The organism is Bacillus sp. 5w2 (assembly GCF_054353775.1).
On the sequence record NZ_JBTIWT010000011.1, the window covers coordinates 66,607 to 77,569 of the forward strand.

Annotated in this window: 8 protein-coding genes and 1 pseudogene; 8 read left to right on the forward strand and 1 reads right to left on the reverse strand. The window is 35.4% G+C overall.

Features of this window, described 5'->3' with window-relative positions:
* Window positions 1-294: 294 nt before the first annotated feature.
* From ACXY7N_RS18450 to ACXY7N_RS18470, 5 genes are all read left to right on the forward strand, one after another.
* The gene (locus ACXY7N_RS18450) at window positions 295-1,341 is read left to right on the forward strand and encodes a DUF2332 domain-containing protein (protein WP_016087406.1); all 1,047 of its coding nucleotides are present in this window, start codon (window positions 295-297) and stop codon (window positions 1,339-1,341) included.
* A 358-nt stretch (window positions 1,342-1,699) separates the two neighbouring features.
* A complete protein-coding gene (locus ACXY7N_RS18455) occupies window positions 1,700-3,439 on the forward strand; it encodes a sigma 54-interacting transcriptional regulator (RefSeq protein ID WP_488592546.1) in 1,740 nt (579 codons plus the stop codon).
* A gap of 239 nt (window positions 3,440-3,678) precedes the next feature.
* Entirely contained in the window at window positions 3,679-5,283 is a 1,605-nt protein-coding gene (locus ACXY7N_RS18460) for an ATP-dependent acyl-CoA ligase (RefSeq protein WP_016134762.1), read from the forward strand.
* 44 nt (window positions 5,284-5,327) lie between these two features.
* Window positions 5,328-6,119, forward strand: a complete 792-nt coding sequence (locus ACXY7N_RS18465; RefSeq protein WP_016087409.1) for an enoyl-CoA hydratase — start codon at window positions 5,328-5,330, stop codon at window positions 6,117-6,119.
* Between the two features lie 123 nt (window positions 6,120-6,242).
* A complete protein-coding gene (locus ACXY7N_RS18470; protein WP_488592547.1) occupies window positions 6,243-7,679 on the forward strand; it encodes a GntP family permease in 1,437 nt (478 codons plus the stop codon).
* Between the two features lie 150 nt (window positions 7,680-7,829).
* Here ACXY7N_RS18470 and ACXY7N_RS18475 read toward each other — a convergent pair.
* A pseudogene (locus ACXY7N_RS18475) lies at window positions 7,830-8,317 on the reverse strand (GNAT family N-acetyltransferase).
* Window positions 8,318-8,485: 168 nt separating this feature from the next.
* Here ACXY7N_RS18475 and ACXY7N_RS18480 point away from each other — a divergent pair.
* The 3 genes from ACXY7N_RS18480 to ACXY7N_RS18490 form a co-directional block, all read left to right on the forward strand.
* A complete protein-coding gene (locus ACXY7N_RS18480) occupies window positions 8,486-8,977 on the forward strand; it encodes a nitroreductase (protein ID WP_488592548.1) in 492 nt (163 codons plus the stop codon).
* 143 nt (window positions 8,978-9,120) lie between these two features.
* Entirely contained in the window at window positions 9,121-9,882 is a 762-nt protein-coding gene (locus ACXY7N_RS18485) for a glycosyltransferase family 2 protein (RefSeq protein WP_016134758.1), read from the forward strand.
* Between the two features lie 420 nt (window positions 9,883-10,302).
* Window positions 10,303-10,963: SH3 domain-containing protein (locus ACXY7N_RS18490; RefSeq protein ID WP_488592549.1), on the forward strand; the 661-nt coding region annotated here is incomplete at its 3' end.

A 10,963-nucleotide genomic window follows, 5' to 3' on the forward strand; every position in this document is an offset into this window, starting at 1 on the left:
ACCTAGGTGTATACCTTTTTTGTCTCAATTATATAACCATCTCATACTCTATTATAATAATTAATAGACTAAAATATCTAGTGTTATCTGATAATTTTAAACTATTTAACGTTTTATTTGCCAAAATTCTTATTTAACAAGCACTTTTCAGTTTAAGAATAGAAAAAAATCACAGTTTGAAATTATCTCGAAAAAGCTTACGTATCGTAAAGTAGGTAGAATGGTTACCTTTTTATGGAATTTATGTTCTTTTAATAGTAAGATTATTCTGTAAGATGATAAAGGGGGATACTAATGCGTACACAAGAACAAATCGCAAACTTATTTCGAAATTTTTCAATAAAGGAATGTAAAGGGTCAAGTGACTTATACGAATACTTATCAATAAAAATTGCTGAAGATGAGGAAGTACTTACACTATCTTCCTACGCTCAAGTAGGCCAACCAGTTCCAAACTTATTATTAGGTGCAGCACATTATTTATTACTAGCAGGGAAAGAACATCCTTTAAAAACGTATTATAGTAGTTTAGTTGAAAATGCGAATACAAATTTAGATAAAGCTTTCGATCACTTTAAAGACTTTTGTAAAGAGTACCGAGAAGAAATTATTACTTTATTACAAACGAAACTTGTTCAAACGAATGAAGTAAGGCGATGTGCGTATTTATATCCAAGCTTCTGTTACATATTTAATAAAGTGAACAAACCGTTAGCGTTAATCGAAATTGGTACAAGTTCTGGATTACAACTGTTCTGGGATCAATATAGCTATTCGTACGGAACAGATGAAACATACGGAAATATAAATTCAAATGTACATTTAACTTCTGAAATAAGAGGGGGAAATGTACCCCAATTTCTAAAAGTAAGTCCACCTGTTGTTGAAAGAATTGGGCTTGATTTACATGTGAATGATTTACATAATGAGGAAGATTATTTATGGCTACGTGCACTAATTTGGCCAGAGCATAAAGAAAGACTTGAAATGTTTGACCAAGCAGCATCTTTAGTAAAAAAAGAATCTGTCGAGTTAATAGAAGGAGACGGTGTAGAGTTGCTGCCATCTATCATTGAACAAATAAGTGAAGATGCTGTAATCTGTATTTTCCATACACATGTCGCAAATCAAATTCCTGAACAAGTAAAACATAAGTTAGAAAAACAAATACAAGAAATCGGTGCAAAACGTAATGTATTCCACCTTTATAACAACATGTGGGACCGGGACCTTCATATTGATTATTATATTAACGGAAACGAATATCGTGAAACGGTTGGGGAAACGGAAGGGCATGGGAGATGGTTTAGTTGGAAGATTGGAGATCGGACTTTATGCTAAAGAAAACCTAACAATTATGAGTTTTGTCACCAATATTCGTAATAAAAACAGTTGACAGAAGGAAATCCGTCAACTGTTTTTTCTTGTTATTAATCTTATTATGTATTCGATGTAAACATTAAATATTTTCCTGCTGCACGTTGCAAATAGCCTATGAGATAATCTTCTTCCTAAAAGAAGTTAAAGAAAGTGGCTTGTTAAAATATTCCTAGTGTCAAAAAAGAACCCACAAGTTATTCAGCTATATTACTAGTTCAAGAAATTATTACTTCAAACGGAAAAACCAAAGGAAAGTAAATGTTTAAAATGAATATATAATACATGCGAGAACGAGCACAATTTGATAGGGGGCTTCCAAATGCATATGGACGAACGAATGAATTGGCAGGTAACTAGTCAGGCTCTTCAGGTAATGAATAACGGAATTGCTATTATAAACCATGATGGTATCATCACATATAGTAACAAACTATTCTGTAGCATGTTACATAAAAAAGAAAATGAAGTAATAGGTGAGCATATATCAACGATTATTCCTAATCGTAAAAAGTTAGTAGTGAATCAAAATGATAGTTTGTACAGGTATGAGTGTAGGAGTGGCAACCGAGTTTTAATTGTGAATGAATCTCATGTATATAAGAATAAGACAGAATATGGATCAATTGCCATTCTGGAAAGCAAGGGAAAAAGTATACAGTCTTTGGAAAGCATCATAAGTCGATATGAAAGTGCCTTAAATTTACTGTCTGAGTGCATTTTAGGTGTAAATGAACAAGGAATTGTCAATTTTTTAAGTGGTTCGTATGCACAATTTTTAGGGATTGATGATCCGAAGGAAGCGATTGGTAAGCATTGTACGGAGGTTGTTGAGAATACGAGGATGCATATTATCGTAAAGACGGGACAGATGGAAATTGGGCATATCCAGCGTATAAGTAATCGGAATATAATCGCAACGCGCATACCTATCATTAAGGAAGGTAAGATTATTGGAGCAATTGGTAAAATTATGTTTCATGATATACAGCAGTTTAAAGCTTTGGGAGATCAAATTAGTGAAATGGAATCGAAGTTATCTTACTATCAAACAGAATTACAGCGGCTACAAGAAGGGCGACTTTCCTTTCAAAGCATTATAGGAGAGAGTGCAAAAATGAAAGAAGTCAAAATGATGGCTTTGAAGGTTTCTAAAAGTCGGTCTACCGTTTTGATAAGAGGAGAGAGTGGTACAGGAAAAGAGCTATTTGCACATGCGGTACATCGTGCAAGTCCGCGTGCTAGTGATACATTTATTCGATTAAATTGTGCTGCGATTCCAAAGGATCTTTTGGAGGCTGAATTATTTGGATACGAAGACGGGGCTTTTACAGGAGCGAAAAAAGGTGGTAAGCCTGGGAAAATTGAGTTAGCGGATAAGGGAACGTTATTTTTAGATGAAATTGGTGATATGTCTTTGGACATGCAGGTGAAGTTGCTTCGTGTATTGCAAGAGAAAGAGATTGAAAGAATTGGAGGTACGAAAATTCAAAAGGTTGATGTTCGTTTCATTGCGGCGACACATAGAAATCTCCGTGAAATGGTGCAAAGAGGGGAGTTCAGAGAGGATTTATATTATAGGTTGAATGTGTTTGAAATCGATATTCCTCCATTACGAGATAGAAAAGAAGATATGATATATATAACGGAATTTTTAATTAAGAAATTGAATGGTGAGCTAGGTAGTAACGTTATTTCATTGGATGAGAGAGTTAGAGATATATTCATGGAGCATGATTGGCCAGGGAATATTAGGGAGCTAGAAAATGTGTTAGAACGAGCGATGAATGTTATAGAAGGAATGATTATTCAAGTGTATCACCTTCCTGCCTATTTACGGAAAAAAAATTTGGAAGAGGAGTTAAACCATGAAATATTTACGATGGACCAAGAGAAGCATGAGACGAGTTATTTACTTCAGGCGGAAGTGGAATCCGCTGAAAAACGTGCGATTACGAGAGCTTTGGAAAAAACAGCTGGAAATGTAAAAGAGGCAGCCGAGCTTTTAGGGATTCATCGGGCTAGCTTATATCGAAAAATAGAAAAATACGAAATGTCATGAAGGAAAGTAAAGGGCAAACAGGCCCTTTTTTTGTTTGTAATAATAACACTGTCTCTTTTTTGCGACATTTTCTTATAGATGCGACATGGTTGCTAATATTTGTAGCGCAAATGCGACATATGAGATTGGACAAGTAAGGGAGATTACGAAGGAATAAGGGAATAAGGAAGGAGTCGATTTTTGGCATGTTTCTTGCTATATAAATAAAAAGGCTTATAGCAGGAAGGGGATGGAATTCAATGTTGGAAAATCAAAGCTTACCGCATTTTATTATGCAAAGTATCGAAAAAACACCAAGTAAAGTGTATTTACAATTTGAAGAACAAAGGGTTACATATGAGGAGCTATATCATCGAATTACAAGAGCCATAGCGGGATTTTGTGAACTCGGTATTCAAAAAGGAGATAAGGTTTGTATTATGCTTCATAATACTCCTGAATATCTGGATGTATGGTTTGCTTTATCTTTTATGGGAGCAATCGCGGTGCCTCTGAATGTGCATTTAAAAGGAGAAGGTTTGCAGTATATTGTATCTCACTCTGATTGTAAGTTAATTATCGTTGATAAGGAATTTGTTCCTCAAATTGTCTCTTGTTTGTCATTTATACATAGGGACATCCAAATTGTTGCTTACGGAAAAAATGAAAGCGCGATCATTGAAGGCGATGGTAAAGAGCGGTTAGTAATGGAATTGAAAGATGTACTAAATACAAATAACCATCACCTTCCAACTGAATTTATTTCCGCCACTTCTATTAACAGTATCCTTTATACCTCAGGAACGACTGGATTACCTAAAGGAGTCATGTTAAGTCATGCTGCCTATGTAAATTCTGCGAAGTCATTTGCTAACTATATGGTTGGCGCAAGTTCAAAAGATGTCTTATTTACAGCGCTGCCGTTATTTCATATAAATGCCCAGGCTCATACAGTACTCGGAGCTATTTCTTCTAATGCGACGATCGCTCTCGGTAAACGGTTTAGTGCTTCTAGATTTTGGAGTGAAATTCGCAGTCATGGCGCAACCATTTTTAATTCTTTAGGATCTATGATTCCTATTCTCTGCAAACAGCCAGAAAAGGAAGATGATAATGACAATTTAGTAAGGGTGACGGCTTGTGCTGCTACTCCTAAGGAATTTTGGAAGCCTTTTGAGGAGAGATTTGGCGTTCGAATTGTGGAAGGCTACGGATTAACGGAAACAACGGGTTTTTGTGTAACGAATCCACTTCATGCCAATAAGCCACCTTCTATTGGAAAACCATATTCTTACGTAGAGACGAAGATTGTCAATGAGGATGGAAATGAAGCGCGGACGGGTGAGATTGGAGAGATTTTTATTCGTTCCTTACAGGGACAAGCATTCATGGAAGGTTATTATAAAATGCTTGATAAAACAGAGGAGGCGATGAAGGAGGGATGGTTCCATACAGGAGATCGCGGTTATCTAGATGAGGAAGGTTACTTATATTTTAGCGATCGAATCAAACAGTGTATCCGGAGGCGTGGAGAAAATATCTCCTCTTGGGAAATCGAAAAAGTTGTGAATAATCACCCGAAAGTACTTGAATCAGCGGCCATCGGTGTCCCGTCAGAAGTGGGAGAAGAGGATGTCAAATTATATGTGATTGTAAAGAAAGATGAAACGATGTCCCATGAAGAGATTATAGATTGGTGTCAAGAACGTATGGCTTACTTTATGGTACCTCGATATGTTCAGTTCAGTGAAACTTTCCCAAAAACTGCGACGGAACGGATTCAAAAATTCAAGCTGCAGGAGGAAGGCATCGGCAGCGCTTGGGATCGCGAACAGGTCGGTTATGTAATTAAAAGAACGAGTTGATGTGCTGATTCTACCTTATTATATATCGGAAAGAAGGGATTGAATTGGAAAATAAGCATGTTGTTACATGGTCCAAAGAAAATGGAATCGCAACGATTATCATTGATAATCCACCTGTGAATGTACTAAGCGATGCGGTGGTAGAGCAACTGACGGTAGTGGTCCATGAAATTGAACGGGATGATGAAGTAATTGTTGTACTTCTAACTGGCGCTGGAGAAAAGGCCTTCGTTGCAGGAGGGGACATTAAATCGTTTCCGGAATGGATTGGGAAAGGGAGTGAATATGCGGAGGGAAAATCATTGTGGCTCCAGAATCCGTTAAATAAAATAGAAAAATTGCCAAAGCCGGTAATCGCTGCTATTAACGGATTAGCGCTTGGGGGCGGGTGTGAATTAGCTTTATCGTGTGATTTACGGATTATAGAAGAACATGCCCAAATCGGGCTTCCGGAAGTGAAATTAGGTTTGTTTCCAGGTGCAGGAGGAACGCAACGTTTGCCTCGATTAATAGGAACTGCAAGTGCGAAGGAAATGATGTTTACTGGTGAAGCACTCACTGCTGAAGTAGCTTGGCGGGTTGGTTTGGTGAATCATGTTGTTCCGCGTGGCGAATCGCTGGATAAGGCGAAGGAACTAGCTGTGAAGATGGCTCGATTCTCTCTTCCTGCATTATCTTTGATGAAGCAATCTATCGATAAGGGGCTATCTTCTTCTCTTGAGGAAGGGTTAAAAATAGAAGCTGAAAATTTCGGACATGTGTTTCAAACGAGTGATGTAAGAGAGGGAGTGGAGGCCTTTATAGAAAAGAGGATACCAATCTTTCATCATAAATAAAAAGCTATAAATATAATAATATGCAAAAAGTAATGCCTGCCTCTGGCAGGCATTACAACAAAATATACAAACAGAAAAGGATACAAAAATAAAAAATCCGTATTATTGAGGGGGATTGGGGTTATGGATTTATTGATTGTATTGTTAGCGCTTGGCTTGCTTATTTTTGTGGCTTACCGAGGTTTCTCAGTCATTTTATTCGCTCCGTTATGTGCGTTGCTCGCTGTGTTTTTAACAGAACCGGCGAATGTTTTACCATTCTTTTCTAATGTTTTTATGGCGAAGATGGTCGGATTCATAAAATTATATTTTCCTGTATTTTTGCTTGGAGCGATATTTGGTAAAGTGGTAGAAATCACTGGAATAGCAGAAAAAATCGCGAAAATTATTATCCGTTTTATCGGTGTGAAAAGAGCGATTCTTTCCATCGTATTAATGGGAGCGATTCTTACATACAGTGGTGTCAGCTTATTTGTCGCAGTATTTGCGATTTATCCATTTGCGGCGCAATTATTTCGTGAGGCGGATATTCCGAAACGTCTTATTCCAGCGACAATCGCATTCAGCGCATTTACGTTTTCGATGGATTCACTTCCTGGATCACCTCAAATCCAAAATGTTATTCCAACTACGTTCTTTAAAACAGATATTTATGCCGCTCCTACATTAGGAATTATCGGAGCACTATTTATCTTTATATGTGGCATGTTGTATTTGGAAAGATGTAGGAAGAAGGCTGCTGCTAAGGGCGAAGGGTACTTCGGAAAAGGCGATGCTACTTCTGAGATGGCTGCTACAACTAGCGCGCAATTGGTGCAAAATCCGATTGCTTCCAGCGATGTAATTCCAGCTAGTTACTGGATAGCATTTCTTCCGCCTGTACTGGTTGGAGTGATGAATAAAGTCTTTACAGAATTCATTCCTGTTTGGTATACAAAGGGATTTGACTTTGCATCCATAGGTTTGAAGGAGTACGGAACAATTGATATGGGACAAGTCGTGGGGATTTGGTCAGTGGAAATGGCACTTCTTATTGGAATATTATCTGCTATATTATTAAACTTCCAAGCGGTAAAAGAGCATTTTCAATCAATTACAAGCGTTGGTGTGAGTGGTTCAATCTTAGCAGCTATGAACACTGCAGCCGAGTATGGATTTGGTGCCGTTATAGCAGCTTTGCCTGGATTTGTCATGATTCAAAACTATTTAACGGGGACTTTCTCAAATCCTTTAATTAGTGGAGCAGTCATGACGAATATATTGTGCGGGCTGACGGGATCAGGCTCGGGTGGAATGAGTATTACATTAGGTTTGATGGCAGAAAAATATATTGAAGCGGCAACAAACTTTGATATTCCGTTAGATGTGCTGCATCGTGTGATTGCAATGGCGGCAGGAGGTATGGATACTTTACCTCATAACGGAGCAGTTATAACTTTACTTGCAGTTACAGGATTAACGCACAGGGAAGCTTATAAAGAGATATTTGGTATTACGATAATTAAGACACTTGCCGTATTCTTCGTTGTTGGTGTGTATATGATGTTTTCTATTGTATAGTAGGGAGCTTGATATTCAGTTAAAAAGAACGTATCTATCAATTAATTATGAATAAAAGTAATCAAAAATAGCCATCATGTTATGTAACGATGGCTAAGAGAAAAAGGCAATACTACTAGTGGTCGAGAAGTAGTATTGCCTTTTATTTAGTTAAATATATGTACTCAAAATCTCCCCAGGCAATCCATCAATCTCACAAACTTTCTCAGATGTAAAACCTATATTTATTAAAATTTTGCGAGAAGGGATATTGTTTGGATCGATTATTGCTTTTAGTACGTTTACATCTGTCTGCTTCGCAATATTCATTAATTCATTTGCAATTCTGCTACCATATCTTTTTCCCCAATGCTCTGGCAAAATCATATATCCAATTTCAGCTTCTTTAACATAATCCTCGTTTACCGTAACATGTAAAAGACAAACATATTCATTTGTAATAGAATCATACACTTTATAGGAGCTGAATAGTTGATGGTTTTCATTGCGCTTTAACAGCCTTGTAACGTCATTTTGTGCTGCGTCTAACGGAAAGCGCGTTCGGTAATTTGCGCCAGTACTTCTTTATTTGATATGGGTTGAAAATATAAATTAAAATCTATTTCTTCAAATTTAGCTTTTGCATAATATTCCTCCAAACTAATTTTTAATTGTTCTTCAGAAAAGATTAATGATAAGTAAATCATAATTTCAATTATAAAATGATTGATAAAGTGAATTGTTAATTTTTGATCGATGCCGTACATACAATATGTAATTAAGTACGTGTACTATGGAGCGAATACAGAAAAGGGTGAATGAAGCATATGAATTCATTTGAGCAAATGATGTACGTTGGTATCATTATGTCTATTGTACTATCCGTAATGATTTTAGGATCTTTATATTATAATCCCCGTCTTTCGTTAACTGAATATCCGAAAGATATTCAAAAGGTAGTTTTTCCAAAATCGATTTATGAAAAGAAGCAAACAATATACTTTAATATTGCATATAATGCTATTCTTTTCGGTACTCCTTTCGTTTCTACATATATACTACATAAACATGGAAAATTATTATTTATTGATGCCTATTTACATACTTTTGGTATTTTAATGATTTTTAATGTAGTAGATTTGTTTATACTTGATTGGCTAATCTTTTGCTGGATTACCCCAAGATTTGTTGTGATTCCTAGTACAGAAGGCATGAAGGAATACAAAGATTATAAGTTTCATTTAAGAGGGGCTATAGTCGGCACAAAATTTTTAGCAATCGTAAGTTTGTTTTTAGCGGGACTTGCGACAACTATGTAGCATAAAAAGTATTGTTTCATTTTGTTTGGATAGAAGAATTCTAGGTGACTTTTAACATGTTTTTAGTTTTTATAATACAGTCTCATAAATATTAATATATGTTATATAGATTGAAAATTTATTTTATAAAAAGGGGAAGTGTTATGAAGGAAACAAATGAATCTTCAGGCATTGATTTGAAAAAAGGTGTAAAGTTTTCTATTATAATCCCTGCGCATAATGAAGAAAAGTACATTGGAAAATGTTTAGATTCAATTTCAAAGGCAGCGGAAGCATATAAAGGTCAAACTGAAGTGATAGTGGTTTTAAATCGTTGTACAGATAAAACAGAGGAAATCGCAAAGGAGTATAACTGTATTACATTAAAAAATGATGATAAAAATTTATCTAAAATCCGAAATGCAGGGGCCATGATAGCTACTGGGGAAATAATCATTACTATAGATGCTGATACCCAAATGACAGAGTCTTTTTTGTCTAACGTAGACAAATATTTAGTTTCAGGTAAATATATTGGCGGTGGGGTAACTGGAAAGTTTGAAAGAATATCTTTAGGAATAATTGTTTCCGCACTGTTAATTATAATTCCAATATTTTTTAAGTATGGGGCTATATCTGTCGGGATTTTTTGGTGCTATAGAAAAGACTTTATGGCGATTAATGGATTTAATGAAAATATGCTTATGGCAGAAGATGCAGATTTTGCAAACAGGTTAAAAGAATGGGGAAAACAAAAAAATAAGAAATTCGGTACAATAAAAAATGGAATGATAACTTCGTGCAGAAGATTTGATACATATGGGGATTGGACTTTAGTTAAAAATCCAAAAATTATCTTAGCATATCTAAAAGGAAATGATAAAAAATATGCAGATAAAACCTATTATGATAATCAAGAAAGATAACTGTAGAAATTCTTAAACACATTATTAATAAATGAATTAGTGAAATAAAATAGACTAATAGAAATTAGTTTACTTTCAAATTATTTAAAATTGTTTTTTATGTATTATGAAGACGAATGCCCCTGAAATTTTGCATGAATGGTGGCTAGATATATTCGAAATATATCGCTAGAAACAAAGAAGATGTAACAAATAGTTTTTCCTCTAAAAAGATCACGTCATTTTATATAAGATGACGTGATTTTTTATTTATAGAATAACATATAAATTTGATATTTTTGAAGAAAAAGGATATTTTGAACAACAATATATTAAGTAATATTAATGTATTGTTACAAAAGTTTTGATATTATGTGAAAGTACCTGATTTTATGGAAGCATTTGATATAATAGAAGTCAAAAAATGTAATGGAGGATAATATGAAAAAAATAATTGGCGCAGCAACAGCAACAGTTTTTGGATTGGGGGCTTTTACCACATCTGCAACTGCAGAAACAATCGTAACAGCGGATATACTCAACGTACGTGAAAAGCCAACTACAGAATCAAAAGTTGTCAAAAAAGTAAAGGAAGGACAAAAGTTAAAAGTTATACATACGGAAGAAGGATGGTCAAAAATTGATTTAAATGGTAAAGAAGTATTTGTAAGTGCGGAGTTTACAAAAGATGTGTATCACGTAACAGCGAATTTGTTGAATGTCCGTTCTGATGCAAATACAGAATCAGAAATTCTTGGCAGACTGAAAAAAGATGATGTCATTGAATCAACGCATCAAGTAAAAGACGGATGGCTGCAATTTGAGTATAAAGGAAAAACAGCCTATGCGAATGTTTCTTTCTTATCAAGTACAGCACCAGTTGAAAAAAAGGCTGACGAGAAAACGAAGCAAGTAGCAAAAGTACAAAAAACGGTAAAAGCTAAGGAAGAAGCTAAAACACAGCAGGTAGCAAAAGTAAAGGCTAAAGAAGCAACAAAAGTGCAGGAAGAAGTGAAAGCACAGGAAGAAGCGAAAGTCCAAGAAGTAGTAAAGCCTAAAGAAGAAGCGAAAGTCCAAGAAGTAGTAAAGCCTAAAGAAGAAG